Origin of the sequence: Micromonospora sp. NPDC005215 (assembly GCF_040607915.1) — a bacterium.
Lineage (GTDB): Bacteria > Actinomycetota > Actinomycetes > Mycobacteriales > Micromonosporaceae > Micromonospora.
Map to the genome: position 1 here is coordinate 1 of NZ_JBEXHQ010000017.1, position 26353 is coordinate 26353.

Sequence of the window (26353 nt, forward strand, 5' to 3'; positions counted from 1 at the left end):
ATGGTGGTGTCGGGGTGGGTGGCACGCCAGGTGTTCAGGGCGTCGGCGTGGAGTTGTTCGCCGCCGAGGATGAGGGTGCCGGTGGGTGAGACCCGTTCGGGGAGGGTGTCGAGCATCGGTAGGTGTGACGGGGTGACCTTCATGAAGGTCGGGCGTTGCCCGTGGGCGGCGTGTTCTTCGAGGCTGGCCAGGTGCACTCGTCCGCCGCTGATCAGGGGGGTCCACAGTGCGGTGCCGGTCAGGTCGAACGCGATCGGTGAGTGCAGGAGGCTGCTACCGGCGGCGTCGGGGTAGGCGGTGCGGGCTCGACGCAGGTAGGTGCCCAACGCCCGGTGTTCGATGATCGCGCCCTTGGGCGCCCCGGTCGAGCCGGAGGTGTAGATCAGGTACACGGGATGCTGCGGGTTCAGGGGTGCGCGGCGGTCGGCGTCGCCGATGTTGTGCGCGGGCTGATCGTTGGCGGGGAACTCGTCGAGGGTGCTCAGGTGCAGCACGGGTGCGGCGTCGGTGAGCATGTGCTGAACCCGGTCGGCGGGATGGTCCGGGTCGATGGGCAGATACGCGGCCCCGGCCTTCACGGCGGCGAGCATGGCGGTGATCAGGTCGATACCCCGAGGCATGCTCACCGCGACAGTGCTCTCCGGACCTGCGCCACGGGCGATCAGGACCCGGGCGAGTCGGTTCGCCGCCGCGTTCAACTGCGCGTACGTGACCTGTTTGGTGTCCTCGACCAGAGCGACAGCTCCGGGAGTGGCAGCGGCCTGCGCCTCGAACATCCCCGGCAGACACCCCGACGACTGCTCACCCCGAGCACCAGTCGACCAGTCCAGAACCCGCTCACGCTCGGCGACGGACAACACGTCCACCCGACTCAACAACCGACCCGGATCAACCGCCACCACACCCAACACCCGCACGAACGTCTCCTGCACGGCGGTGGCGAACTGCTCGTCGCACACGTCCGGCCGGTAGTCGAGCCGCAGGTCCAGCACGCCGTCTCGGGTGTGCGCGACCAGGTTCAGCGTGAAGTCGGTGCTGTCCACGGCCCGCACCTCGGCGACCGTGAGGCCGGTGGCGCCGAGCATCGAGGTCATCTGCTCGCTGTCGAACGGATAGTTCTCGAAGACCATGGCCGTGTCGAACAGGCGCGGGACGCCGACCCAGCTCTGGATGTCGGCCAGGCCCGTCCACTGGTGCGCGAGCAGCCCGCTCCGCGTCCGCTGCACCCGGTGCATGAGCGCGGCGATGCTCTCCCCGGGGTCGAGTTCGACGCGGACCGGCTGCGTGTTGATGAACAGGCCCACCATGTTCTCGACGCCGCTCAGCTCCGGCGGTCGGCCCGCGACGGTCACGCCGAACGTGACGTCCGTCGTGTTGGTGTGGTGCGCGAGCGTCAGGGCCCAGGCCACCTGGACGACGGTGTTCAGGGTCAGGCCGAGCGTCCGAGCTTGGTCGGTCAACGCAGCGGTGGTTGCGGCGCTCAGGGTGAACGGAAGCCGCCGTGGCGGTTCGGTCAGTGCGGGCGGAGTGGCCGCGAACACCGTCGGTGTCCGGAGCCCGGCCAGGTGATCCGTCCAGGCCCGGCGGGCTTCCTCCCGGTTCTGCGTGCGCAGCCACCGCAGGTGGTCGCGGTAGGGGCGGACCCGGGGCAGCGCGGTCGGGTCACCACCCGCGGCGTACAACGCCAGCAACTCGCGGAAGAGGATCGGCAACGACCAACCGTCGAGCAGGATGTGATGGTTTGTCATGATCAGCCGGTGGCGGTCCGCACCGAGGCGGAGCACCGTGAACCGCAGCAGCGGCGGCCTGTCCAGCTCGAAGCCGCGCCACCGGTCATCGTCGGCGATTGCCTCCGCACGTGCCTCGCGGTCGTCGAACGGTACGCCGGTCAGGTCCGCGTACCGCCACGGCACATCGACCCGGCCAGGAACGAGCTGTACCCACTCACCGGTGCGCCGCCGCCGGAACGCGGCACGCAGGTTGTCGTGCCGGTCCACCAGCGCCCGCGCCGCGGCGTGCAGTCGGTCCGGCTCACACGGGCCCGAAAGGTCGAACGCCAGCTGACCGACGTAGATGTCGAGCGCCTTGTCGTCGTATTCCCGCAGGAAGAGGAATCCCTCCTGCAGAGGCGACAGCGGCAGCACGTCGGACAGCCCTGCCGCCGCTGCCTCAAACTCGTCGACCTCGTCCTGGTGGAGGTCGCTCAGGGTGAGGTCTGCCGGGATGAGCGCGGTGGCGCCGGGCTGTCGGGCGTACGCGACCAGCCCCCGGAGGCAGCGCAGCCAGTCCTCGGCCAACTCCCGCGTCTCGGCCTCCCCGAGCAGACGCGTGGCGTAGGTCCACACCGCGTGCAGTCGAGGGCCGTCGGCCGTCTCGTGGGCGGCCGCGTCGAGCGTCAGCGCATGCGCCAGTGGCAGCTCCGGCGGCGCCTCGGCGACATCACCGTCCACCACTGTCCAGTCGCCGGAGCCGGTGACGATCCGGCCCAGGTAGTTGAACGCGTACCCGGGGGCGTGTTCGCGGAGCAGACCGCCGAGACGGAGCAGGCCGAACGTGAGCCCCTCGGACGGAACGGTGCGAAGGTGCTGCTTCACGTTCCTCAACGCCCGGCCAGCGGCCGGCCCACCACGGAACAGGTCCGCCCAGTCGTCGACCTTCGGTGCCAGCCGTACCGGATGCATGCTGGTGAACCAGCCGACGGTACGGGTCAGGTCGAGCCCGCTCCCGCCGAGGACGTGATCGTGCCTTCCGTGGCTCTCGACGTCGACGAGCACGGCCCCGGCATCGCCTCGTCGAGACTGCACCGCGGCCGCAAAAGCGGTCAGCAGCAGGTCGTTGACGGTCGCCCGATAGACAGTGGGAACCCACGTCAGCAGCGCCTGGGTGGTCTCCGGCTCCAGGTCGACGTTGACCCGCGCACCGGTCGCCCAGGTGTCCACTGTTGGATCCAGGGTCGGACCCTCGTCTCCGGTGCCGTCGCCGGTCACCCGCTGCCATGCCGACACGTCGTCCAGCGCGGCCGGGGTCGTCGCGTGCTGGGCCAGTGCGCCGCTCCAGTAGCGCCACGACGTGCTGGCCGACGGCAGCGCAACCTGCGGGTCCCGGTACGCGGTGGCCAGGTCGGCGACGATGATCCCCCACGAGACGGTGTCCACGCTGAGGTGATTCGCGACGAGGACGAGCCGGCCCGGAAGTCGGGGCCCACGATCGAGCCACGCGAGGCGCAGCATGTGACCGCGGGCCGGGTCGAGCAGGTCGCGGGCCTCAGCGGCGTGCCTACCGCACGCCGTCTGGACCTGGGCGTCGTCGAGGCCGGTGGCGTCCACCCGGACCATCACGTCGGTGGCCGCCACGACACCGGGCTCGGGGATGTGCAACACGTCGCCGGTGACCGTCAGCCGCAGGGCGTCGTGCCGGTCCAGGACCCGTTGGACCGCTTCGGTCAGGAGGTCGCCGTCCACACCCGCCGGAACCTGGAGCACCACCGACTGGTGGAAGCCCTGCACGGGGCCGCCGCGGCGCAGCAGGTCCGCCATCAGTGGCGTCGGCACCGCCGTGCCGGTCGCGGTGTCCGCTGCGGCCGGAGCCACCCAGGACGCGGTCGCGGCGACGTCGGCCAGGTCCGCGACGGCCGGATGCTCGAAGACGTCACGCACGGAGATGACGAGCCCGGCGACTCGTGCCCGGCTGACCAGTCGCATCGACAGGATGCTGTCGCCACCGAGGTCGAAGAAGCCGTCGTCGATGCTGACCTGCTCGATGCCGAGAACGTCGGCGTACAGGTCGCAGAGAGTCTTCTCCTGCGGGGTACGGGGAGAGCGTCCGGTGCTGTGGTACTCCGGTGCGGGCAGTGCGCGGCGGTCGAGCTTGCCGTTGGTGGTGGTGGGTAGGTGCTCGAGCTGGACGAACGCCGAGGGCAGCATGTAGGCGGGCAGCGTGGTGGCCAGGTGCCGGCGCAGTTCGTCGGTGTCGACGGTGGCGCCGGGTTGGACCGTCAGGTAGGCCACCAGGCGCGGGTTCCCGGGCTGGTCCTCGCGGAGGATGACGCAGTTGGCGCTGATGCTGGGGTGTTGGGCGAGGGTGTTTTCGATTTCGCCGAGTTCGATGCGGTGGCCGCGGAGTTTGATTTGGTGGTCGGTGCGGCCGTGGTATTCGAGGTGTCCGTGGTGGTTCCAGCGGGCGAGGTCGCCGGTGCGGTACATGCGTTGGCCGGGTTGGCCGTGGGGGTTGGCGACGAATCGTTGGGCGGTGAGGTCGGTGCGGTGGTGGTAGCCGCGGGCGAGTTGGGTTCCGCTGATGTAGAGCTCGCCGGTGACGCCGGGTGGGACGGGCCGCAGGGTGGGGTCGAGGACGTGCAGGTGGGTGTTCCAGACGGGTTGCCCGATGGGGGTGGTGGGGTCGTCGGTGGTGCTGTGGTGGGTGACGTCGACGGCGGCTTCGGTGGGTCCGTAAAGGTTGTGCAGGGTGGTGTGCGGCAGCGCGCGGTGGGTGTGGTGGGCGAGGTGCGTGGGCAGGGCTTCGCCGCTGGCGAACAGGTGACGCAACCGCGGATGCATGGTGTCGGTGGTGGTGGTGTCGTCGAGGAAGGTTTGCAGCATCGAGGGCACGAAATGCGCCACGGTGATGTGCTGCGCCTCGATGGTGTGGTGCAGGTAGGTGGGATCGCGGTGCGCGTCGGGGTCAGCCAGGACGCAGGCCGCGCCGGTGATCAGCGGCCAGAAGAACTCCCACACCGAAACGTCGAACGTCGCCGGGGTTTTCTGCAACACCCGGTCGGTGGTGTCGAGGCGGTAGGTGTGTTGCATCCAGTGCAGCCGGTTGGTGATGGCCTCATGGGTGACGACAACACCCTTGGGCCGGCCGGTCGACCCGGAGGTGTAGATCATGTAAGCCGGATGCTGCGGCGTCAGTTGTCTGTCGGGACGGTGCCCGGCTTGGCCACGGTGTTGCTCGGGTGCGGCGGACACCACCGGGACCCCGGTGTCCAGACTCCGCTCGGTGACCAGCGCCGCCGGGAGGGCATCAGCGAGGGTGGCGTGGATGCGCTCGTCGGGGTGATCCGGGTCGATGGGCAGGTAAGCGGCACCGGTCTTGAGCACGGCGACGAGAGCGACGAGCAGGTGGGTGCTACGGGGCAGGGCGACGGCGACGAACCGCTCAGGTCCGGCACCGTGGGTGATGAGGGTGTGCGCGAGCCGGTTCGCCTCGGTGTCCAACTCGGCGTAGGTCAGGCTGCGGTGCCTGTCGACCGCCGCCACCTGCTCAGGGGTCCGGGTGGCCTGCGCCTCGATCAGCCGCGGCAGCACATCAGCCGGCACCGGGTGAGCGGTGTCGTTCCACCGGTGCAACAACTCCCGCTCAACCGGGTCGAGGACGTCAAGATCGGTGATCGACCGCTCAGGGTTGGCCGTGACGGTCTGCAGGATCCGGGTGAGCCGACGGCCCAACGCGGTGATCGTTTCGGGGTCGAACAGGTCGGTGCGGTACTCGATTGTGGTGTCGAGGCCGTGCGGGGTTTCGGTGAGGTCGATGGTGAGGTCGACCTTCACCGCACCGGTGTGGGTGGGGTGGATACCCACGTCGAGACCCGGCATCGTCGCGGCGGTGTCGAGCGCACCCTGCTGCGTGGTGTTGAGAGTCAGCAACACCTGGAAGAGGGGGTGGTGGGCGAGGCTGCGGGTCGGGTTGAGGTGCTCGACGAGACGTTCGAAGGGCAGATCCTGGTGCGCGTAGGCACTGAGGTTCGTGTCCCGGACGCGGTGCAGAAGGTCAGCGAAGCTCGGGTTGCCGTCGGTGTTGGTGCGCAGCACGAGGGTGTTGACGAAGAACCCGATGAGAGAGGTGAGGGCGTCGTCGGTGCGTCCGGCGATCGGGGTGCCGATGGGAATGTCGGTGCCCGCACCGAGGCGAGTGAGCAGCGCCGCGAGGGCGGCCTGGACGACCATGAACGGGGTGACGTTGTGGCCGCGGGCCACAGCAGTGATGGCCTGGTGCAGGTCGGTGGGGATGGTGAAGGTGACCCGGTCGCCGGCACCACCGGCCGTCGCGGGCCGGGGCCGGTCGGTGGGCAGGGCCAGGTACTCGGGCAGACCCGCGAGAGTCGCGCTCCAGTAGCCGAGCTGCTGCTCGTCAGTGTCGGCTAGCAGATCCTGCTGCCACAGGGTGTAGTCCGCGTACTGAACGGGCAGCGGCGCCCAGTCGGGTTCCTGCCGGTCGATGCGGGCGGTGTAAGCGGCGGCCAGATCGGTGGCCAGCGGCTGCATGGACCAGGCATCACCAGCGATGTGATGCAACAGGATCAGCAGGATGTGATCATCCTCAGCCACCCGCAGCAGAGTGGTCCGCAGCGGCAACTCGGTGGCGAGGTCGAACGGCCGCGCGGCCAGATCGGCCAACGTGCGGTCCACCTGCGGCCCAGGACAATCAATCACCTGCGGCCCGACATCGGCATCACCCGCCGGCAACACCACCTGTCGGGCGCCGGAATCGTCCTCGACAATGATCGTGCGCAACGCCTCGTGACGAGCACACACATCACGCAGAGCCTCGCTCAACGCGGCGATATCCAACGAACCCCGCAGACGCAGCGCGCCCGGAATGTTGTACATCGCGTTCGGCCCCTGCAACTGATGCAGGAACCACAAACGCTGCTGCGCCGCAGACAACGGCACACGCTCCGGACGCGGAACCACCGGAGTCACCGGCGGACGTGCTCGCACGGCGGTGTCCAGGACCGCCGCGAGCGCCGCGACCGTAGGAGTTTCGAACACCTGCCGGATCGGCAACTCCACCTCAAGAGTCGCGCGGATCCGACTCACCAACCGGGTGGCCAACAGCGAGTGCCCACCCAAATCGAAGAACCCGTCATCGATACCGACGTGCCGCACCCCCAACACGTCAGCGAACAGGTCACACAACACCTGCTCCTGCGGCGAGCGCGGCACCCGACCCACCACAGTGCCGTACACCGGCACCGGCAGAGCCCGCCGATCCAACTTGCCGTTCGGATTCAGCGGCAGCCGTTCCAACTGCACGAACGCCGACGGGATCATGTAGGCGGGCAGCGTGGTGGCCAGATATCGGCGCAACTCCTCGACGTCGAACACCGCATCGGGCCGAATCGTCAGGTACGCCACCAGACGCTGATCACCCGGCTGATCCTCGCGCAGCAGCAGGGCGCACTGGGCAACCACCGGATGTGAGGTGATCGCCGCGTCGATCTCGCTCAGCTCGATGCGATGGCCCCGCAGCTTCACCTGATCGTCGGTGCGACCCAGGTACTGCAACTGCCCGTCGGGGTTCCACTGGCCCAGGTCACCCGTGCGGTACATCCGGCTCCCCGGGGAGCCATACGGATCGGCCACGAACCGCTCGGCGGTCAGATCCGTCCGCCGGTGGTAGCCGCGGGCCAACTGCACTCCGGCGATGTACAACTCTCCGGGCACCCCGGGCGGCACGAGGCGCAGCGCCCGGTCGAGCACGTACACGAGGGTGTCCGCGATCGGTCGACCGATCGACGGATCGTCCGCCGCGCGCTCGTCGATCGGGGCGGCCGTCGACCAGATCGTCGTCTCGGTGGGTCCGTAGATGTTTGTCACCGAGCGGCAGGCGCCGAGCAGCGCACGCGCCAGGGTGGGGGTGAGCGCCTCCCCGCCGATGAGGACGTTCAGGTCCCCGAGTCCGGTGGTGGTCGTCGAGACCAGGTTCCGCCACAGGCTGGGAGTCGCGTACATCCAGCTCGCGCCGGTTCGTTTGATCAGATCTCGCACCGCGGCCGGGTCCTGGGCGGTGTCGCTGGCGGCGAGCACGAGCGTCGCGCCGCGCAGCAGTGGCACGAGGATGTCCACGAGGGCGGGGTCGAACCCGATGGTGGTGACGGAGAGCAGGACGTCGCCCGCTTCGGGCGTGCACCACTCCTCCATCGCGCGCAGCGACAGCAGCAGGTTGTCCCGTGAGACCACCACACCCTTGGGGCGGCCGGTCGATCCGGACGTGTACATCGTGTAGGCCGCGTGTTGGCCCAGCACGGGACTGGCCGTCTCGCCCGGTGCGAGGTCGGCGCCAGGCAGCTCCGTGAGGGCCACGAGGACGTCGGGCGAGTCCAGCACCAGCGGTGTCGCGTCGCTGTCCGGAAGCCGGGAGGCGGACGCCTGGTCGGTAAGTACGAGCGACGGACCGGACTGTTGCAGCATGTAACTGGTGCGCGCGGTGGGATGAGCCAGGTCGAGCGGGACGAACGCGCCGCCGGCCTTGAGCACCGAAAGGATCCCCACGACCAGGTCCGGGGTACGCGGCAGGGCGAGCGCGACGTATCGCTCCGGTGCCACCCCATGCGCCATGAGCAGCCGGGCCAGCCGGTTGGACCGTTCGTCCAGTTCCCGGTACGACAGCGTGGTGACGCCATCGGACACCGCTGGCGTGTCCGGGCACTGCCGGGCCCGTTCCACAAGCCGCTCGACAAGCGACGCCATGGGTGGCTCCCGGCCGGAGTCGTTCCACTCGACGAGCAGCCGCCGCCGTTCACCGGTGCCGAACAGATCGACCTCGCTGACGGGACGGTTCGGGTCGGCGGTCACCCCGTCCAGGAACCGCAGGAACCGGTCCCGCTGGGTGACGACGTCGTCCTCGCCGTACCGGCTGGGATTGGCCTCGACGCCCAGCCGGACGCCGGAGCGCGGCGTGCCGTACAGGTTGAAGACGAAGTCCCGGACCCGGCCGGAGGTCAGCTGCCGGGTCGTCGCCCGGATACCGGCGAACGACAGGATCGTGTCGTGTGCGATGACGTCGATCATCGGGCCGACGAAGGTGTCCTCGCTCCCCGACAGGCCCATCTCCCGGTGCAGGTCCTCGCCGCGGTACCGCTGGTGCCGCAACGTGTCCCGGAGGTTGGCCGCAGTACGGGCGGTGAGCGAGGCGAACGTCTCGTGGCCATCGACCGCTATCCGTAGCGGCAGCTCGTTGGCGAGCATGCCGGGAGTGGTAAGCGCCGTACGCCCGATTCGCGCTGCCACCGGTAGCCCGAGGGTCACCTCGGCAAGCGACGTCATCCGGTGCAGGTATCCCGCCGCCGCGGCCACCGCGACGACCGACCAGGGCAGGCTGAGCCTCTGCGCGACGGAGACCAGCGCCGCAGTCCGCGCATCGCCCAGCGGGGCGCTGCGTCGCAGCGGCGCCGACGGCATCGCCTCCGCCGCCCGCCCGGACAGCCGGGTCGACTCCGGGGGCTCCGCGAACGTCCGCAACCAGTGGTCACGGTCCTCGGCGTACCGGGCGGAGGCCCGGTACGTCGTGTCGTCGTCCACCAGGTCGGCCAGCGTGCCGAACGTCCGGGGCGGACACTCCCGCCCCTCGGTCAGAGCCGTATACACCTCGGCCAGCCGACGCAGGTAGAGCGACAGCCCGTAGCCGTCCAGCATCGCGTGGTGATAGCGCAGGTAGTAGCTCTGCACGTCCGGCCCGATGTGGAAGAGCGCGTGGGTGATGGTTCCCGGCGCGCCGAGATCCACCGGCGCGGTCAGGTCCTGCCGCATCCACGCCTCGGCCGCCGCGCGGGGATCGGGCCGGCCGCTGACGTCGACGAGCCGCACCTCGTGCTCGTCGTCGTGCCCCAGGATCTGGTACGGACCCGTGTCGTCGACAGCGAAACGGACGCGCAGCGCCTCGGTCTCGTCGATCACCAGACGGGTGGCCGCGACGAACGTCTGTGGATCCACCGCGCCCTCGATGTCGAGCCGTACCCCGACGGTGTGCCGGTTGCTCCCGGGGTCCAGCTGCTGTGCGAGCCATACCCCCAGTTGTGCAGCGGACAGTGCGCGCCGACCGGCGCCCCCGTGAGTCACCTGAATCCTCGCAATCGTGCGGCCGTCACCGTGCGGGTGGACATGCGAAAAGGTGCGTGCCGCCGGGCGGCACGCAGATCACGTTCCGTCGGTCAGCCGGCCAGCGAGCCCGTCCCGGTGCTGAGCCGTTGGGACACCAGCGCGCCCAGGGAGGCCACCGTCGGGTTGTCCCACAGGTCGCTCGCCTCCAGGACCACACCGAAGTGGTCCTCGACCTCGACGCTGACGCTCATCGCCCCGATCGAGTCGAGACCGTACTCGGCGAAGGGTGTCGAGGGGTTGATCTGCTCCGGACGCATGCGCAGCGGTGCGGCGAGCCGCTCCCGGAGCCACTCGATGACGGCGGCGGTATCGGGTAGGGCGGTATCGGATGACAATTCTTCCTCCTGGGTGACGATCGGCTCCGGTGGTGAGGCGGTACACCTGCTCAGGCGGGCCACCCCGCGCCCACGCGGTTGGCGAAGATCGGTGACAACTCGCCGTCGAGAAAGTGTTGCCGCACTGCGGAGCGCTGGATCTTTCCGCTGGTGGTGCGGGAGACGCCGCCCGGACGAAGCAGCGCCACGTGCGCCACCGACAGCCCGAACTCACGGGCCACGGTCTGCCGGATGTGGACTGCCAGCGAGCTGAGGCGCTCGCCGTCGAGCCGCCCCCGCACCTCGTGCGCGACCACCAACTCGTCCTCGGCGTCGGCCCCGTTCGTTGCCGGAACCAGGAACGCGGCACCGACCGACCCGCTCAGCTCGCTGTGCTCGGCGCGGAGCGTCTGTTCCAGGTCCTGCGGGTAGAGGTTCCGGCCCTTGATGACCAGGACGTCCTTGATCCGCCCGGTGACGTACAGCTCGCCGTCGAGCAGGAAGCCGAGGTCGCCGGTGCGCAGGTAGCGCCGCGTCGTGCCGTCGAGCGCCGCGCCGAAGGCCCGTGCGGTGGCCGTCTCGTTGTTCCAGTACCCCTGGGCGACAGTGTCGCCGCTGAGCCACAGCTCGCCGATCCTGCCCTCGGGCAGCACGGTGTGGGTGGTCGGATCCACGATGCGGACGTCGATGTCGAGCGGCGCGCCGCAGCTCACCAGTTCCCGGACCGCGTCGCCCCCGGCCGGCGCGAACTCGTGCCGCTCGAGTGCGGCCGCGTCCGCGTGCACGGTTCGTACCGGCCGGTGTGGGGTGCCGGACACCAGCAGGGTCGCCTCGGCCATGCCGAAGCACGGCACGATGGTGTGCGGGGACAGCCCGACGCCCGCGAAGCGGGAGTTGAACGCACGAAGGGTGGCGGCCCGTACCGGTTCGGAACCGTTGATCGCGTACTGCCAGCAGGACAGGTCCACGCCGTCGAGCTGGTCGTCTTTGATCCGTCGGACGCAGAGGTCGTACGCGAAGTCGGGGGCGGCCGTGGCACCCACGTCGTATCGGCTGATGGTGCGCAGCCACAGCTGTGGTCGGCGGAGGAAACCCGCGGGTGGCAGCAGGACGACCGACCGTCCGGTGAGGATGCCGGTCAGCATGAGGCCGACCAGCCCCATGTCGTGGAAGAGCGGGATCCAACCCGCGTACCGCCGGCCCTCGTGCACCGGGAACGTCCGCGCGATGGTGTCCACGTTGCACAGCAGGTTTCCGTGGCTGATCCGCACGCCCTTCGGGTCGGCGGTCGATCCGGAGGTGTACTGCAACATGGCCGGCGTCCGGTGCGTCGCCACTGGCCAGGCGTCGTCGAGGTCCGGCTGAGGATCGGCGGCGGCACCCGTTTCCAGCACCGTCAGCTCGGTCAGGTCCTCGGCGTCCAGCCACTGCTCGACCTGCTCTCGACTCTCCGCATCGGTCAGCACCACCCGCGCGCCGGCGTTGCGGGCCACCCCCGCGAGTCTCAGACGCTCGTGCCGGTATCGGCCCGGCACTGGTGCGGGCACGGCGATCACACCGGCGTAGAGGCACGCGAAGAACGCCACCGGAAAGGCCAGGCCCGAGGGGTACAGCAGCAGTGCGCGGTCACCGGGCGCGAGGTGCTCCTGGATCCGGGCGGCGAGCTGGCGCGCGGCCGCGTCCAGCTCGGCGTAGGACAGCCGGGGATGCCGCACGTCGACGTCGTTACCCGGGTCGTCGACGTAGACGACCGAGTCCCGGTCCGGGGTGGTCCGCGCCAGTTCGGCCAGGACCGACGTCATGTTCGCGGCGTCCTTCACATTGCGCACGGCACTCCCCATCTCAGCGGACGAACCGACGTCCGAACGACTGCGGAACCAGCCGCCGGTCCGAAAGGGTGCCCTCGTCCTGCTGTTGCTCCGCCGTTTACCGCATTGACGCAAATTTGCCTTCGGTGCGCGCCGAAAGCCAACGTATCAGCAGCTTCGGCGGACCGTCAATGCGGATATAACCGCAGGTCAGAGGCGCAATACGCAGGTGATATTGGGTTTATATACCGATGCTCTAAGATTGTTTCCGTTGCTCGCCGCAATCTGTCGTGGCGAATGGGCCGACCGCTCTTTCTTGTTCTCCGAACTGATCCGTCTGGAGCAGTCATGTCACCACAAGCCATCGCCTATGCCGAGCTTTTCGTCGCTGATCAGGCCGAGGCTGTCGACTATCTTTCCTCCTGCTTGGGGCTCGTGCCCGTCGCGGTCGCGGGTCCGGAGACCGGCACGCCCGACCGGCGATCCACGATGCTGCGCAACGGCGCCGTCACCATGCTCGTCACGGTCGGGCTGGATCCGGACGGCCCCGTCGCCGCCTACGTCGAGCGGCACGGCGACTCCATCGCCGATCTGGCGCTGGCCAGCGACGACGTGCAGTCCGACTTCGAGCGGGCGACCCGGGCCGGGGCCGCCGCCCTGGTGCCACCACGTCCGTCGAGCACGACCGACGACCCGGCCGCGTACGCGGTCGTCTCCGGCTTCGGCGAGCTGCGGCACACGCTCGTGGCCGCCACCGACCCGGCCGGCATCATGCCCCCGGACCGGCGGTGGTCGCCGCTGCCGGACGCCGAACTCGTACCCCGCGACCTGCTCGCCCTCGACCACGTCGCGGTGTGCCTGCCGGCCGGTAGCCTGCGCAAGACGGTGGCGTTCTACGACGCGGCGTTCGGTACGCCGTACTACTCCTCCGAGTTCATCCAGGTCGGCGATCAGGCGATGGATTCGATAGTGGTGCGCAACGAGACCGGCGGCATCACGCTGACCCTGATCGAGCCCGATCCCACCCGGCGTCCCGGCCAGATCGACCAGTTCCTGACGGCGCACGGGGGCGCCGGCGTGCAGCACCTGGCGTTCCTGGTCGAGGACATCGTCACCAGGGTCGGCGCGTTGCAGTCCCGGGGCGTCGACTTCCTCAGCACCCCGGAGACGTACTACGACATGCTCGAACACCGCGTGGGTGCGATGGGGGACCGGATCAACGACCTGCGCAGGACCAACGTTCTGGTCGACCGGGACTCCTGGGGATACCTGCTCCAGCTGTTCACCCGGGCCCCACACCGCGGTCGCACCCTGTTCTACGAGCTGATCCAGCGCGACGGCGCCCGGGGATTCGGCAGCGCGAACATCAAGGCGCTCTACGAGGCCGTGGAACGCAGTCAGCAGGCCGCCGCGCGATGACCGACGGCGGCGGTGGTGAGGCCGGACCGCTGTCGCTCGCCGACTACGCGGACCGGGCGCGGCGCACTCTGCCGGCGGACGTCTGGGACTTCATCGCGGGCGGCGCGGGTGACGAGCGTACGGTCGCGGCCAACCGCGCCGTGTTCGACACGGTTCGGCTGCGCACCCGCGTACTGGCCGGTGTCGAGGAACCCGACCTCACGGTCCGGGTCCTCGGCGATACGTGGAACGCGCCGATCGGCGTCGCGCCGCTCGCCTACCACGAACTGGCTCATCCCGAGGGTGAGACGGGCGTGGCCAAGGCGGCGGGTGAGCTGGGACTTCCGGTCGTGGTGAGCACGTTCGCCAGCCAGACGCTGGAGCGAATCGCGGCGGAGGCGTCCGCACCGCTGATGTTGCAGCTCTACGTCTTCCGGGACTGGCCGGTCACCGAGGCGTTGGCCCGCCGGGCGGCGGCCGCGGGTTACCGCGCCCTGGTGCTCACCGTCGACACGCCACGGCTCGGCCGGAGACTGCGGGACCTGCGCAACGCGTTCCGGGTGCCGTCGCACATCCGCCCGGTGAACCTCGACGCCCAGGCGAACGGCGGCACGCACCATCCCGCCGAGCACAGCCGACAGGCGTTCGACAAGCGGCTGGACTGGTCGGTGGTCGACCGGCTGCGCGCCGTCTCCGGCCTGCCGGTGCTGGTCAAGGGTCTGCTGACGGCCGAGGACGCGGCAGCGGCGGTAGCGGCCGGCGCTGACGGTGTGCTGGTCTCCAACCACGGCGGGCGGCAGCTCGACGGTGTGCCCTCGACGCTGGAGGTGCTTCCGGAGGTGGCCGCCGCTGTGGACGGCCGGTGCCCGGTCTTCCTCGACGGCGGCGTTCGCCGCGGCGCGGATGTCTTCGCCGCGCTCGCCCTCGGCGCCACGGCGGTCTTCGTGGGCCGGCCGGCGATGTACGGGCTCGCGGTCTCGGGTGCCGCCGGCGTCCGGTGCGTCCTGTCGCTGCTCGTCGAGGAACTGGCCGAGACGATGCTGCTCACCGGTCGGGCGGCGGTGGACCGGATCGACGCCACGGCGGTCAGCACCGGCCGGGCCGTCGGTTTCGGATGGGACGACCACCGGGCGGCGCGATCGAAGGAGACGACATGACGTCGGGCCCGCACGTGCTGCCGACCGGATCGCTGCACGCCAGCGTCGTCGATCCGCTGCTGGACACTATGACGTTCCTCAACGAGATCACCTCGCGATACCCGGCGGCTGTCTCGTTCGGCCCGGGCCGGCCGTACGACGAGCACTTCGACGTCGCGGGCGCTGCTGGTGGGTCGTCTACTTCGGGTCCTTTGCCAAGTCCGCGTTCCCTGGTGCCCGGGTCGGGTACGTGGTGGCGGACCAACGGGTGTGCGGTGCCGGGCGCGACGGTCTCCTCGCCGACGAGCTGTCCCGCTGATCCACCCACGGCCGTGCCCCGGGCCTGCCCGGCTCAGTCCTCGTCGCCGACCAACCCCGCCTCGTAGGCGAGGATCGCCGCCTGCACGCGGTTCTTGGCGTTCAGGCGGAGCAGGATCGTGCTGACGTAGGTCTTGACAGTGCCTTCGGCGAGCCGGATCCGTTCGGCGATCTCGCTGTTGGACAACCCCTTGACGAGCAGGGTGAGGACCTGGGCCTCGCGCTGGGTGAGGTTGCTGATCCGTTCGCGGGCGGCGATCCCGCGGGCCATCCGCCCGCCCGCGACCTCGCTGATCAGCCGTTCCACGACCTTCGGGGCGAGGTGCGTCTGACCCTTGGCCAGCGCGCGGACGCCGGCGATGAGGTCACGAGGGTCGGCGGCCTTGAGGAGGAAGCCCGCGACACCCTCGTCCAACGCCCGGGCGACGAGGTCGTCCTCGGAGAACGTGGTCAGCAGGCCCACAGTCGTCTCCGGCACTTCGTCACGCAGCAGGGCAGCCGCGGCCAGCCCGTCGAGATAGGGCATCCGGATGTCCAGCAGGGCCACCGTGGGCCGGTGGAGACGGGCCAGCTCAACGGCGTCCTGCCCGTTCTGCGCCTCGGCCACGACCTCGATGTCGTCCTGCGTGGACAGGATCGCTTTGACGCCGGACCGGACCATCAACTCGTCGTCGGCCAGCAGGACGGTGATCACAGGGGCTCCTCGCTCGTCTCCCGAGGATCCACCACCGGAGTCACGACCGGGTGAGCCTGTCTTTGGTCACCAGAATGTCGCCCGTGTAGCAGAGCCGGAACATGTCACTGGAGATGACTAGGGGATTGCGGTTGGTCAGATAATACTCACAATTCGCGCCGGCCGGCGCCGGCGGCTCGATCAGCACCGGAGGGGCGCTGCTGATGCTGCGCCGGGGGAGCGATCCGGCGAACTCGTCGCGGTGCTGCCCCACCTGTAGTCGGTCGAAGCCCGCCGGGTCGAGCGCGGTGTTGACGACAGTGAGCAGGTGATAGCCGAGCAGGACGACCCCGAGCGCACCGAACGCGGCGGCGGGCAGCCCGGCGGCGGCCATCAGCCTCCGCCGCATGCGCCGCTCCGCCTGGGGCAGCCCGGGCAGGGGTCCGGCCGTCGGGACCGCCTGGTCCGGAAGCATCCGGTCGTCGGTCGGCTCGGGTGCGATCCGGCGGGCCGGGGCGGGCCGCGCTCCGATCGGCAGCCGGGCGCTGATCTCGAAGACGCCGTCGCGGGGCCCGGAGCTGACCGTACCGCCGGCCAGGCGGAGCCGCTCGTGCAGGCCGAGCAGACCCTGGCCGGAATGCGGACCGGCGACCCGCGCCGAGGTCGCCGGGAGTGGATTGGTGACCGTCACCGTCACCTCGCCGGCCGTGCGGTCCAGCCGGACGGACACCGGGAGCCCGGCCGCGTGGCGGGTGGCGTTCGTGACCGCCTCCTGCACCACGCGGTGCAGCGCGTGCGCAGCCATCGGTGTAAGGCCGGAGCCTCGCGGGTCGCTCGCGATGGGGGTGGTGGCACCGCCGACCGGGCCCGTGGTCTCGCCGGTCTCCCTGAGCGAGATCGGAACTCCGAGGTCACGTGCTCGGGCAACGAGGTCGGCGACGGTGGGGACCGCGGCGTCGATGGTCACCCCGTCCCCCTCGCGGAGCATGGTGGTGATCTCCTGCAGGTGCTCGGTGGCGGCCACGGCCGTGGCCCGCAGCTCGCCGGCGGCTCGGCGTTGTCGCTCGTCCAGGCCGTCGTCGAGTTCGAACGCCCCGGCCCGCAGCGCGATGAGACTCAGCTCGTGGCCGAGCGAGTCGTGCATTTCCCCGGCGATCCGGGTCCGCTCGCGGGTACGCGCCTCGGCCGTCCGGATCCGCTGCTCACGGTGCAACTGGTGGGCGCGTTCCCAACCGGCGTACGCGAGGTCGGCCCGCAACCGCCGGTAGCGCCCGGCCAGCCACGGCACTGCGGCGGCACCGAGCACGGTGAGCGCCATGCTCAGCCAGCGGCTCGGCGTCGCGGTCAGGAGGGCGATCAGCAGACCGACGGCCAGTGCGCCGCTCAGCCCGACCAGGGCGCCGCGATGGTCGGCCGACCGGCGCCCGGCCAGGTAGCCGATGACGATCATGAGGGCGATCGGCCACTCCGGCGAGCCGCCGGCGCCCACCAGGTACGACGTACCGGACAGGGCGGCGAGGGCGAGTGACCAGGCCGGCCGAATCCGGGAGAGGGTGACCGCGCCGACGATGAGGACCGGCGCCGTCACGTATTCCCACGGGCGGGAGGCGAGGCTCTTCGCGTCCGCCACCAGCACACCGAGTAGGCAGACATAGAGCACGGTGTCGACGATCCGCGGACTGGTGCGGAGACGGTGCGCGATCGTGCGGATCCGGCTCGGCGCTCGGGTCCGGCGCGGGCGTGGCTCGTCCACGGCAACGATGCTACCGAGGCCGATCGAACGAGGTCAAAGCGCGCGATCCGGTTGCGGCCCACGGATGCCGTGGTGACCTGCGGATTGGGCCGACCGGCGGGCGCATCCCCCGGCGGAACTCGGGGTTGACGGTCGACGTTCGGCAGGTCCCTCCCGGCGGCCGGCGCCCCTATCCTCGCGGTACCCGCAGGCGGGCGGACGTGCCAGGCAGGGGAGGGGACGCGTGGTGATAGTCCTGCGTGAGGTGACGAAGAGATTTGGTACGCGGGTCGCGGTGGACCGGGTGTCGTTCGAGGTACGGGCGGGCATTGTCACCGGCCTTCTCGGCCCCAACGGCGCTGGCAAGGCAACCACGCTCGACCTGATCTGCGGTCTGTGCCAACCGACCGAGGGCCAGGTTCTGCTCGGCGGCAGTTCGTCGGCCACGCCGTGGTCCGGGCGTGAGGTGGGCTTCTCGCCGGTGATCGGGCCCGGCGACAGCGCCCGCGACGGCCGCGAGTACCTGCTGCGGGCCGCCCGGTCGACTGGCGCGCCGGCGTGCCGGGTTGAGGACGTCGTCGAACTCGCCGGGCTGGGCCGAGCTGCGGCGGATCGCGTCGGCGACTACTGCCGAGGGACCAGACGCCGCCTGCGCATCGCCGCCGCCCTGCTCAGCGACGCGCCGGTGCTGGTGCTGCGTGAGCCGACCGAGGGCCTCGATCCGGAGGGCGTCGCCTGGGCCCGTGGGCTCTTCCGGACGCTTGCGGCGGAGGGTCGTGTGGTGCTGGTGACCACGCACCGGTTGAACGAGGTGACGGACCTGACCGAGCACGTCGTCGTCATGCGGCGCGGCCGGGTCATCGCCGACATGAGCACCGCGGATGTCATCGCCCGCAGCTCCGATGGCCCCGTGCGGATCCGCACTCCGCAGGCGGGCTTCCTGGCCAATCGTCTGGTCTCGGAGGGATTTCACGTGGACCGGCCGTCGGCCGACGAACTGCGGGTACGCGGGGGCACCGTGGAGGAGGTTGGCGAGTTCGCCCATCGGTTCGGGGTCCCGGTGCACGAGCTGACCATGGAGCTGGCGTCGTTCGAGCGTGCCTACGCGGATCTCACGATGGCCGGGCGGGACGCCTGATGCCTCGCCGGCCCGGGGGCGCAGTCCGCCCGGCACCGACGATAACCCGGAGATAAGTCGACGATACCGGGGTCGGTCAGGATCAGTCGCATTCCGGACGGCGAGAGTCGCGACCCGAAGTAATGGAGCCTCCGACTCGATGAGCATTCCACCGATCCCCACAGCGGCGGCAGCAGAGATGCTCGCCGACCTGCCCTCGCTCACCGACCCCGCCCTCTACGAGCGCGGCGACCCCTACGCGGTGTGGGCGGTACTGCGTCGGGAGTGCCCGGTGTCGTGGCACCAGAGCGAGGAACAGAGTGGCTACTGGGCGGTCACCACGTACGAGCCGGGCCTGCAGGTCCTCACCGACTGGCGACGGTTCACCTCGACCAAGGGCGTCATCGTGCGGCCCAGCATGGACACGCCGTACCCCGGCGCGGGTCGGATGCTCGGCATGTCCGATCCGCCGCTGCACGACCGGCTGCGCCGGCCGATCGCCGCGCTGTTCTCGAGCCGCGCCATCGCCGGACTGGCCGACCGCACCAGAAGGACGGTCCGTGAGCTGCTCGCCGCAGCGGTGGCGGCGGGAGAGTGCGACTTCGTCTCCGACGTCGCGGCGCAGATTCCGCTGGCGGTTGCCGGTGACCTGCTCGCCATCGCGGACGACGAGGTGGATCGGCTGGCTCGGGCGATCGCGTCAGCTGCGGACAACACCAACGACATCGACGGCGCCGCTGCGCAGAAGGCGCACTTCACGATCCTCCGGCACTACTCCCGGGTGATGGCACGGCGCCGGCAGAATCCCGGCGACGACGTGGTGTCGGCGCTCATCGGCGCGCAGGCCGACGGGGTCGAGATCACCGACGCGGAGATCGTCGTCTCCTGCGACAACATCCTCGGTGCGGCGAGCGAGACCACCCGCCACGCGGCGAGTGTCGGTCTGCTCACCATGCTCGAGAACCCGGCCCAGTGGCAGGCGTTGCGGGACGGGCGGGTACCGGTGCGCAACGCGACCGAGGAGATCCTGCGGTGGACCGCGCCGGTGACGCACATGCTGCGGGTGGCGAAGGAGGACACGGTCCTCGACGGCGTGCCGATCCGGGCCGGCGACCCTCTCGCGGTCTGGATCGCGTCGATGAACCGTGACGAATCCGTCTTCGAGCGGGCGGACGAGTTCCTGCTGCACCGGCCGCCGAGCCGGTACATGACCGCGTTCGGTGGAGGCGTGCACTACTGTCTCGGCGCGGGTCTGGCTCGACTGATCATCAGCACGCTGCTCGAGGAGTTGGCCACACTCGACGCCGAGGTCATCGTGGCCGGCACGCCCCGCCGGATCGCGTCTCCCGTGGTTGGCGGGCTGGCCACCCTGCCGTTGGCGTTCCGTCGCCGGTGAGGGTGCCGCCCACCCGTGGTCAACCGGGCCACGGTGATTGCCGCCGCCGCGGCCTGCACCGCGGCGAGGTGGGCATCGAGATGGACAGAGGGCTGCCGAACCTGCGGCAAGGCGGTGTCCGCTTCTGCCGTTGGTCGCGCGCCGCGGTGCCGTGTCCGGCTCCGCTCGAAAACTGGTGGGGCCGGCGGGTGGCCGGCGTTGCGCGGACAATGGGGGGATGAAGCGAGAGGTACGCCTGATGGGGTTGAGCGGGGCGCGCGCCAACGGCGCGGTGGCGACGGGCGCGGCGGCTACCGGCGCGCGAGCTGCGGGGGCGGCCTCGCTCGGTGCCCTCGCCGTGGGGGCGCTGGCCGTCGGGGCCGTGGCCGTCGGGGCGTTGGTCATCGGGCGGCTGGTGATCCGCCGGGCGGTCGTGCGGGAGCTGCGCGTCGGCCGGTTGGAGATCGACGAGTTGGTGGTGCACAGCCGACCCGCTGCCGAGGCATAGCCTTCACCCGGCGCACCACAGGCTGATGCCACTGTTTCGCCTCGGGCACGGCAGCGACCTCCGGACGGCCTCGACCTCATCGGCCAGATCGCGGTACGTCAGCGCCGTGGCACCGCTGTCGTGCGCACCTGCGTCGGCGTGTGCGCGCACGGACTCGTCGAAGATGTCGACAAGCGTGCGGCGAGCCGAGGACGGGGAGGATCGGAACACCGCGGGGATCATCGGTGCGGTGGCTGTCGGCGGTAGCGCGACCACCTGCGGTTCACTCGTCACGGGCACCCGGCGTTCACCATTCTCGGTCAGCTGATCGGCGTCAACCAGGCGCGCGGCATGCGGACCCGCCCTGGGCAGCGCTCAACGCTACGTCGCACCCGGTCGGAAGCGACGGACAAGTAACGGCTTCGTGTCCACCAGCACAGCGACCCGTTTGGTAAAGGTCGAACGGCTGCGGCAGGTGCCAACTGGTCGACGGCGATACCGCAGTCCGTTGCGACCGCGCCGACGGGTCAGCGCGTGTCGGGGTCAGCTGGTGCGGCGAATCCGCTCGTCCCGTCGCAGATCGAATTGATTCGATATATTATCGCGGCAGGGCACTGTCACTCCGCACGGGCGTACGACGCCCGTGCACGCCATCCACCGGGCGGACCGGGCAACGGCCGGTGGTCACCGATCCGAGCGCGGCCGGGTTGACGACGACTCGTCGTCACCTGTCACGTGCTGGTCCAGCGAGCGCGGTGCTCAAGTCGCCGACCGTGCAGCGGTCGGCCGGTTCCGTGCCTCGTGCGGCATCGGATCAGACGGAACACCGAGGAGAAACACAGATGAACCACGTACCCGCTCGACCGAAACACCGCACCAGGGGTGCCACCAGGCTGCTTCTGGGCGGGGCCTGCGCCCTGGCGCTCGTCGTGTCCTCGATGGCCATGGCGACCTTCGCCCAAGCCGATCTCAGCGGTCCGCCCGGGACCACCCTGCAGGCCGCCGCCGAGCGCAGCGGCCGGTACTTCGGCGCTGCCATGGGGGCGGACCGCCTCAACGACTCGGGCTTCCTGGCCATCGCGGACCGCGAGTTCGACATGATGACGGCCGTCAACGAGATGAAGCCCGACGCGACCGAGCCCAACCCCGGCCAGTTCGACTTCCGTAACGGTGACGCGATCTACAACTGGGCCACCCAGCACGGCATGCGGTTCCGGGGCCACACCCTGGCCTGGCACGCCCAGCAGCCGAGGTTCTGGGGGAGCCTCAGCGGCAGCGCCCTGCGGTCCGCGATGATCAGCCACATCAACGGCGTCATGGCGCACTACAAGGGCAAGTTCGCCTACTGGGACGTGGTGAACGAGGCCTTCGCGGAGAACGGCAGCCGGCGGTCCTCGAACCTGCAGTCCACCGGGAACGACTGGATCGAGGTGGCGTTCAGGACCGCGCGCGCGGCGGACCCGAACGTGAAGCTGTGCTACAACGACTACAACATCGAGAACTGGAGCTACGGCAAGACGCAGGGCGTCTACAACATGATCCGGGACTTCAAGTCCCGTGGCGTCCCGGTCGACTGCGTCGGTCTTCAGACCCACTTCACCGGTGGCAGCTCGCTGCCGGGCAACTTCCAACAGACGCTGTCGAGCTTCGCGGCCCTCGGGGTTGACGTGGCGTTGACCGAGGCCGACGTCACCAACGCGTCGACCAGCCAGTACCAGGGCCTGACTCAGGCCTGCATGAACGTCCCCCGCTGCGTCGGGATCACGACGTGGGGCATCCGGGACAGCGACTCCTGGCGCGGCAACGAGAGCCCGCTGCTGTTCGACCGCAACAGCAACCCGAAGGCGGCGTACACCGCCGTCCTCAACGCTCTCAACGCCGCCTCCACCACGGTGCCGGGCACGACCACCCCGCCGCCGACCACTGCTCCACCGACTACCGCCCCGCCGACCACCGCTCCACCGACTACCGCTCCGCCGACCACTGCTCCGCCGACTACCGCCCCGCCGACCACCGCTCCGCCGACCACGCCGCCGCCCAGCACCGGGCAGCCGGGTGCCTGCACCGCGACGTACCGCATGGTCAACAACTGGAGCGGTGGCTTCCAGGGTGAGGTCAGCGTGGCAAACAACGGCTCCGCGACCCTCAGCGGCTGGACCGTACGACTGACGCTGGCCGGGGGACAGACCATCGCCAACATCTGGAGCGGCATCAACACCGGCACCAGCGGGACGGTCAGCGTCCGCAACGCCGAATACAACGGATCCCTCGGCGCGAACGCCTCGACCACCTTCGGCTTCCTGGTCAACGGCAGCAGCAGCGCGGCACCCAGCGGCCTTTCCTGCACCAGCCCCTGATCGGCCACCCGCACCAGCCCGCCGCCTCAGGTCAGGGACCGGGACCGACCACGTCGTGGTCGGTCCCGGCACCGAGGGCCGCCGGCCGGCCTACTCGTCCTGCTCCGAGCGGCCTTCTGCTCAACCCAGCCGGCCGTCGTGGGCGAGCAGGGCGATCTGGGTGCGGTTGTCGAGGTCCAGCTTGGTCAGGATGTGCGAGACGTGAGCCTTCACCGTGGTGACGCTCATCAGCAGCTCGACGGCGATCTCGGCGTTGGAGCGTCCCTGCGCGATGGCCAGCACGACGTCACGTTCCCGGGGCGTGAGCAGGGCCAGCCGGGTACGCGCCTGTTCGTAGGACTCGGCGCCGGAGGCGACCCGCTGCATGAGGCGGCGTGTGACGCCCGGCGACAGCATCGGGTTGCCGGCGGCGACGGCGCGGACGGCCTGGCTGATCCGCTCGGGCGGGGTGTCCTTGAGGAGGAAGCCGCTGGCGCCGGCCCGTAGTGCCCGCACCACGTGCTCGTCGGTGTCGAACGTGGTGAGCACGATGATCTCCGGTGGCCGGGGGCGGCGGCGCAGGCGTTCGGTGGCGATGATGCCGTTGACGCCGGGCATCCGGATGTCCATGAGCACCACGTCGGGCATGTGCCGGTCGACAGCGGTGATCGCCGCACCACCGTCGGCGGCCTCGCCCACGACGACGATCCCGTCGGCGCCGTCGAGCATCATCGTCAGCATTGCCCGTACTAGAGGGTCGTCGTCGACGATGACGACCCGGATCGGGCCCGTCACGTCGGCCATGGCAGCCACGCGGTGAGGTGGAACCGACCGGAGGCGTCGATGTGGTGGGCGACGCGGCCACCGGTGAGGGCGGCGCGTTCGGCGAGACCGATCAGGCCCGCGCCGTCGTGCCCGGCGCCACCGCCGTCGGGCGGGGTCGGGTTGCTCACCGCGATGCTCAGGCCGGTGCCGGGCGCTCCGCCGACCGCGAGTCGGACCGGCTGCCCGGCGGCGTGCTTGCGGGCGTTGGTCAGCGCCTCCTGAATGATCCGGTAGGCGGTGCGGCCAACCGCCGGGGGGACCTCGACCGGCGGGCCGAGCGGGTCGTCGACCTCGATGTGTTGCCCGGCCGCCCGGGCCTCCTCGATCAGGCGCGGCAGGTCGGCGAGGGTCTGCCCTGGTGGTGCGTCCGCCGGTGACTCGGAGTCGTCGCTGCGCAGCAGCGTGATGACCTCGCGTAGCTCGTCGAGGGCGTGGTGCGCGCTGGCCCGGATCACCCCGGCCGCGGCGCTGAGCCGCTCGGGTGGCGCGTCCGGCCGGTACTCCATCGCGCCGGCCGCCGCCGCCAGCAGCGACAGGCGGTGGGCCAGCACGTCGTGCATCTCCCGCGCGATCCGCGTGCGCTCCGCGGCCCGAGCCTCGACGATCCGGCGTTCCTGGTCCTGCTCGGCCCGCCAGGCCCGGTCCCGCAGTGCCGCCAGCAGGGCGTGCCGGGCCTGCGCCCAGGTGCCCCAGCCCAGCAGGGCCGCGTACGCGGCCGTCATCAGCATCAGCCGCCATCCGAACGGCAGGCTCGGCATCGGCCGCCACACCGCCTGCGCCGCCTCGCCCGCCACCCCGACCGCCGCCACCACCGCGGCCTGCCGGAACGGCCGGTGGCGGGCGGTGAACAGCACCGCGAAGCTCGCCACCGGGGTGGCCACCGGCGACAGGGCCACCAGCAGACCCGCCAGCACGCCAGCGACCTCCGGGCGGCGGACGACCACCGGAACGAGGGCCAGGGCGGCCACCGCCAGCGCGACATCGGCGCGGACCAGGGCCGTCGACCCGGAGCGGGTGGCGGACCACAGCTCGGTCGCGATCAGCACGCCCATCGCCACGACCGCCACGCCCGCCGGGACGCGACGCCACGTCCGCGGCGGGTCCACGTCGCACGTCGCCGCATCCACCAGCGCAGGCTACTGGGCTCGTAGCGGGCCCGACCACCTCCTTTGGTAGTACGCGCCGCCGCCGACGGATGTACGCACCGCGGCGTCCGGACCGACGTGCCCGGCCCGAGCCGGTCCCCACACTCAGGGCATGACGAACAACCTTCTCCTGCGCCGAGCCGCGGTGGCGGCCGGCGCGATCCTGGTGGCCGCGGCCGAGTTCGCGATCCTGCACTCGGCGGCCGGCGTCGACCTGGCGGCCCGCACCGGAAACGCGACCCGGCAGATCACGGTGGCCGCGGTCGTGGTGGCCGCCGCAGTCGCGGCACTGGCCGGTTGGGCGCTGCTCGCGGCGCTGGAACGCCTCACCAACCGGGCCCGCGTCTGGTGGACCTCGATCGCGGTCGCGGTGCTGCTGCTGTCGATCCTGGTCGGGCCGCCGAGCGGCGTCGGCGGGGGAGCGAAGGCGACTCTCGCGCTGCTGCACCTGAGCGTCGGCGTCGTCCTCATCCTCGGCCTGCCCCGGTCGCGCCCGGAAGGGCTGAACCGATGACCGCGCTGACCGTACGCAAGCAGGACGGGGCCTTCGTCCTCGACTCCGGTGCCGGGCCGCGGGCCTCGCTACGTACCGGCTGGACCCTGCGGTGCGGGGAGATCCGCACCGGCTCGGGCCTCTGGACGGTCGCGCCGACCGACCGCCGGCGCATCGGGGTCACCGCCCAAGCCGAGCACGGTGCCGCGGTGCGGCTCGACCCGCGCCGGTCGCACGTGCCGGGGCCGGGCGGGGTGGCGCGCTGGGCGCCCGGTCGCCGGGGCGGTGAGCTGACCCGCGACGGGCACCGGCTCGCGGTGCGACTCCCCGGCGGCCCGCGCGGGCCGATCCACGTCGATGTCACAGGTGAGTGGGCCGAGCTGGATCTGGTGGCGCTCACCGCCTGCTTCGCGCTGCTGACCCGACGCCGGCGGCGCACCCTACTCATGATGGCGGTCATCAGCACCGCCAGTCGCGGTCCCATGGGTTGACCCGAGCGAGGACAGACGATCGACCACCTTCGACGCCACAGCTGTGGCCGAGCGAGAAGCGCCGGAGTTCAGCGAGGTGGCACTGGTCCAACCGGGCGAACCGCCGTGAAGTCGGCGTGTTCGTACCGGGTGGCGGAGAGCAGTAGCAGCCACTCGTCACAGCCCTGCCACGGGTAGAGGTCGCCAGCTCCGCCGCGTACGGTGCGACGCCCGTCTCCGGTGCGTGGTCGCGCGTCTGCCGGCGCGTCGTGGAATCCGGGGATCCAGACGTCGGCGCAGATCTCGTTCGCCGACCCCATTGCCGCCAGCCCGAACGCGTTCTCCCCGGCGGCCGTTCGTGTCTCGTCCGCGAAGTCGTCGAGAAGCTGGTCCTCGTCGGGTTTCCCGTCGCCGTGGAAGGTCAAGGTGGTGGTGCCGGCGCGGGCCGCGTATTCCCACTGCGCCTCGCTGGGCAGCTGCAACGGCAACAGCTTGAGCAGGTCGTACAGGTCGCCGCCGAGCCGGGCCGTGGCGGTGGCCGCCTCGGCGTAGTCGTCCTCGTACTCGGGCAGCCAGTGCCGGACCTGCGCCACGGTCAGCGGGTGCCGGGCGAGCAGGAACGGTTCGACCCGCACCTCCCGTACCGGTTGTGCGTCCCCGGCGTTGGCGAGGAACGGCTCGATGGTGTCCTCGACCTCGCCGCTGCGCTCGATGGCGCGTACCGCGTCCAGCTCCGCCTCGGACAGTCCCATCCGGAACGTGCCGCCGGGAACCTCCCGGAACACCACGCCCGACGGTGTGTGCCGCCAGGCCGGGTGCCCGGTTACGAATTCCTCGGTCCACAG

17 protein-coding genes are annotated in these 26353 nt (G+C 70.7%); 8 read left to right on the forward strand and 9 right to left on the reverse strand.

Annotation, left to right across the window (positions count from 1 at the left end):
* The 3 genes from ABZU25_RS15175 to ABZU25_RS15185 form a co-directional block, all read right to left on the reverse strand.
* The coding region (locus ABZU25_RS15175; RefSeq protein ID WP_355029929.1) for an amino acid adenylation domain-containing protein at positions 1–9839 on the reverse strand (9839 nt) is incomplete at its 3' end.
* Between the two features lie 92 nt (positions 9840–9931).
* The gene (locus ABZU25_RS15180) at positions 9932–10216 is read right to left on the reverse strand and encodes an acyl carrier protein (protein ID WP_355029930.1); all 285 of its coding nucleotides are present in this window, start codon (positions 10214–10216) and stop codon (positions 9932–9934) included.
* Positions 10217–10266: 50 nt separating this feature from the next.
* Positions 10267–12024, reverse strand: coding sequence for a fatty acyl-AMP ligase (locus ABZU25_RS15185; protein ID WP_355029931.1), 1758 nt, complete (start codon positions 12022–12024; stop codon positions 10267–10269).
* A 327-nt stretch (positions 12025–12351) separates the two neighbouring features.
* On the opposite strand from ABZU25_RS15185, the gene hppD reads away from it, so the two are divergent.
* Positions 12352–13422 (forward strand): 4-hydroxyphenylpyruvate dioxygenase, encoded by a 1071-nt coding sequence (gene hppD / locus ABZU25_RS15190; protein ID WP_355029932.1) that lies wholly within the window; start codon positions 12352–12354, stop codon positions 13420–13422.
* The gene (locus ABZU25_RS15195; RefSeq protein ID WP_355029933.1) at positions 13419–14558 is read left to right on the forward strand and encodes an alpha-hydroxy acid oxidase; all 1140 of its coding nucleotides are present in this window, start codon (positions 13419–13421) and stop codon (positions 14556–14558) included. Before hppD ends, ABZU25_RS15195 begins: the two co-directional genes overlap by 4 nt.
* 331 nt (positions 14559–14889) lie before the next feature.
* Here ABZU25_RS15195 and ABZU25_RS15200 read toward each other — a convergent pair whose 3' ends face one another.
* Both ABZU25_RS15200 and ABZU25_RS15205 read right to left on the reverse strand, forming a co-directional pair.
* On the reverse strand, positions 14890–15549 hold the full coding sequence (locus ABZU25_RS15200) for a response regulator transcription factor (RefSeq protein ID WP_355029934.1): 660 nt from the start codon (positions 15547–15549) through the stop codon (positions 14890–14892).
* 40 nt (positions 15550–15589) lie between these two features.
* The gene (locus ABZU25_RS15205; protein WP_355029935.1) at positions 15590–17281 is read right to left on the reverse strand and encodes a histidine kinase; all 1692 of its coding nucleotides are present in this window, start codon (positions 17279–17281) and stop codon (positions 15590–15592) included.
* Positions 17282–17525: 244 nt separating this feature from the next.
* On the opposite strand from ABZU25_RS15205, the gene ABZU25_RS15210 reads away from it, so the two are divergent.
* From ABZU25_RS15210 to ABZU25_RS15220, 3 genes are all read left to right on the forward strand, one after another.
* Positions 17526–18398 carry an ATP-binding cassette domain-containing protein gene (locus tag ABZU25_RS15210; RefSeq protein ID WP_355029936.1) on the forward strand — a complete coding sequence of 291 codons (873 nt, stop codon included), beginning with the start codon at positions 17526–17528 and terminating at the stop codon, positions 18396–18398.
* Between the two features lie 139 nt (positions 18399–18537).
* Positions 18538–19773 (forward strand): cytochrome P450, encoded by a 1236-nt coding sequence (locus ABZU25_RS15215; protein ID WP_355029937.1) that lies wholly within the window; start codon positions 18538–18540, stop codon positions 19771–19773.
* Positions 19774–19990: 217 nt separating this feature from the next.
* Complete coding sequence (locus tag ABZU25_RS15220) at positions 19991–20260, forward strand: hypothetical protein (RefSeq protein WP_355029938.1); 270 nt, start codon at positions 19991–19993, stop codon at positions 20258–20260.
* A gap of 3 nt (positions 20261–20263) precedes the next feature.
* Here the strand turns inward: ABZU25_RS15220 and ABZU25_RS15225 are convergent, their stop codons facing one another.
* The gene (locus tag ABZU25_RS15225; protein WP_355029939.1) at positions 20264–20539 is read right to left on the reverse strand and encodes a hypothetical protein; all 276 of its coding nucleotides are present in this window, start codon (positions 20537–20539) and stop codon (positions 20264–20266) included.
* Between the two features lie 542 nt (positions 20540–21081).
* Here ABZU25_RS15225 and ABZU25_RS15230 point away from each other — a divergent pair.
* Complete coding sequence (locus ABZU25_RS15230) at positions 21082–22596, forward strand: endo-1,4-beta-xylanase (protein ID WP_355029940.1); 1515 nt, start codon at positions 21082–21084, stop codon at positions 22594–22596.
* 120 nt (positions 22597–22716) lie between these two features.
* Here the strand turns inward: ABZU25_RS15230 and ABZU25_RS15235 are convergent, their stop codons facing one another.
* Together ABZU25_RS15235 and ABZU25_RS15240 are read right to left on the reverse strand one after the other, a co-directional pair.
* The gene (locus ABZU25_RS15235) at positions 22717–23379 is read right to left on the reverse strand and encodes a response regulator transcription factor (protein ID WP_355029941.1); all 663 of its coding nucleotides are present in this window, start codon (positions 23377–23379) and stop codon (positions 22717–22719) included.
* Positions 23367–24527, reverse strand: coding sequence for a histidine kinase (locus tag ABZU25_RS15240; RefSeq protein WP_355029942.1), 1161 nt, complete (start codon positions 24525–24527; stop codon positions 23367–23369). The genes ABZU25_RS15235 and ABZU25_RS15240 overlap by 13 nt, the downstream gene beginning before the upstream one ends.
* A gap of 130 nt (positions 24528–24657) precedes the next feature.
* Between ABZU25_RS15240 and ABZU25_RS15245 the strand changes: the two genes are divergently transcribed.
* Together ABZU25_RS15245 and ABZU25_RS15250 are read left to right on the forward strand one after the other, a co-directional pair.
* Positions 24658–25059, forward strand: coding sequence for a DUF6069 family protein (locus ABZU25_RS15245; RefSeq protein ID WP_355029943.1), 402 nt, complete (start codon positions 24658–24660; stop codon positions 25057–25059).
* Entirely contained in the window at positions 25056–25529 is a 474-nt protein-coding gene (locus ABZU25_RS15250) for a hypothetical protein (protein WP_355029944.1), read from the forward strand. Before ABZU25_RS15245 ends, ABZU25_RS15250 begins: the two co-directional genes overlap by 4 nt.
* A gap of 68 nt (positions 25530–25597) precedes the next feature.
* On the opposite strand, the gene ABZU25_RS15255 is transcribed toward ABZU25_RS15250, so the two are convergent.
* The gene (locus tag ABZU25_RS15255; protein ID WP_355030020.1) at positions 25598–26353 is read right to left on the reverse strand and encodes an SUMF1/EgtB/PvdO family nonheme iron enzyme; all 756 of its coding nucleotides are present in this window, start codon (positions 26351–26353) and stop codon (positions 25598–25600) included.

What these genes read in the sequence shown, in the direction of transcription:
- hppD (WP_355029932.1), top strand. Translation starts at nt 12,352, where the DNA reads ATGTCACCACAAGCCATCGCCTATGCCGAGCTTTTCGTCGCTGATCAG.
- ABZU25_RS15195 (WP_355029933.1), top strand. Translation starts at nt 13,419, where the DNA reads ATGACCGACGGCGGCGGTGGTGAGGCCGGACCGCTGTCGCTCGCCGAC.
- ABZU25_RS15215 (WP_355029937.1), top strand. Translation starts at nt 18,538, where the DNA reads ATGAGCATTCCACCGATCCCCACAGCGGCGGCAGCAGAGATGCTCGCC.
- ABZU25_RS15220 (WP_355029938.1), top strand. Translation starts at nt 19,991, where the DNA reads ATGAAGCGAGAGGTACGCCTGATGGGGTTGAGCGGGGCGCGCGCCAAC.
- ABZU25_RS15230 (WP_355029940.1), top strand. Translation starts at nt 21,082, where the DNA reads ATGAACCACGTACCCGCTCGACCGAAACACCGCACCAGGGGTGCCACC.
- ABZU25_RS15235 (WP_355029941.1), bottom strand. Translation starts at nt 23,379, where the DNA reads ATGGCCGACGTGACGGGCCCGATCCGGGTCGTCATCGTCGACGACGAC.
- ABZU25_RS15245 (WP_355029943.1), top strand. Translation starts at nt 24,658, where the DNA reads ATGACGAACAACCTTCTCCTGCGCCGAGCCGCGGTGGCGGCCGGCGCG.
- ABZU25_RS15250 (WP_355029944.1), top strand. Translation starts at nt 25,056, where the DNA reads ATGACCGCGCTGACCGTACGCAAGCAGGACGGGGCCTTCGTCCTCGAC.